The sequence below is a fragment of the Bacillus sp. P4_D3 genome (assembly GCF_056401855.1).
Genome location: NZ_JBFUIN010000871.1, coordinates 1 through 1,175, shown reverse-complemented (window position 1 = coordinate 1,175; position 1,175 = coordinate 1). Strand labels below are relative to the sequence as shown.

The following is a 1,175-nucleotide window of genomic DNA, read 5'->3' as shown; positions in this document are numbered from 1 at the left end:
GTCGAAAGAATTGGCTACTCATTTTGACGTTGTAGCAATCGAAGACTTACATATGAAAGGAATGTCACGATCACTTCGCTTTGGTAAAAGTGCCCTTGATAACGGTTGGRGGATGTTCACGACATTTTTAGCATATAAGCTACAAGAGCAAGGCAAACAGCTTGTGAAAATAGATAAATGGTTTCCTTCTACAAAGATGTGTAGTCGTTGTGGAAACAAAAAAGAAATGTCATTATCTGAACGCACGTATGAGTGTTCGTGTGGACTAACAATAAGCCGTGACTATAACGCAGCTATCAATATCAAAAAGGAAGCCATACGATTATTAGCATTGATATAAATCGTATGAAATAACCTTTGGAACAAGGGAGTTAGCTCGGCTGTCCTARGACAAATTCGTTAGCTATCAAAAGTAACGATGAACCGAGAAGCCCCCACTTCAAGTAAGCTCGTAAGAGATACTAAGTGGTGGGTAGTTCACAAGTTTGTCAAGTTGTGGATCCGCTGAAAACAGCGCGGATGGAACTAGGGATGTATTATGTGGGGAACCTGGTATTTACTTTGAGTGAATGTCATATTAAATAAGAAAAAATAGAAAAAAGATACTTTTGTTTAAAAGTATCTTTTTTAATTTACGGATTAAATAAAAAGAGGTAGTATTTATTTTGTGTAAGTATATTTGAGATTGTGAATTAAAAGGAGTTTAAGAATGGTTAAAATTATGATTGTAGAAGATGATATGAAAATTGCAGAGCTATTATCAACTTATGTTGCGAAATACGGTTACCAAGGAATTATTGTATCGGATTTTCAAAATGTGTTAGACATATTTTTAGAAGAACAACCAGAGTTAGTTTTATTAGATATTAATTTACCAAGCTTTGACGGTTACTATTGGTGTCGTCAAATTCGTGCGGTTTCCACATGTCCAATTTTATTTATCTCGGCCCGTGAAGGTACGATGGATCAAGTTATGGCGTTAGAAAATGGTGGCGATGATTTTATTCCGAAGCCTTTTCATTATGAAGTTGTAATGGCAAAAATTCGTAGTCATTTAAGACGTGCTTACGGAGACTATGCACCGAAACTAGAAGAACGAATGATTGAGCAACAAGGTCTTTGTTTATATCCAGAAAGACTTGTGTTAAAACTTAGGGGGTGTTAAAACTTAGGGG

1 protein-coding gene and 2 pseudogenes are annotated in these 1,175 nt (G+C 35.8%); all 3 read left to right on the top strand.

From position 1 onward, the window contains the following. A partial coding sequence (locus tag AC1DTM_RS27545; RefSeq protein ID WP_477001381.1) for an RNA-guided endonuclease InsQ/TnpB family protein occupies window positions 1–340 on the top strand: 340 nt, incomplete at its 5' end. Between the two features lie 131 nt (window positions 341–471). Beyond that, window positions 472–585, top strand: a pseudogene (locus tag AC1DTM_RS27540) (acetamidase/formamidase family protein); the annotation flags it as partial. A 124-nt stretch (window positions 586–709) separates the two neighbouring features. Next, window positions 710–1,156 (top strand): annotated as a pseudogene (locus tag AC1DTM_RS27535) (response regulator); the annotation flags it as partial. Window positions 1,157–1,175 lie beyond the last annotated feature (19 nt).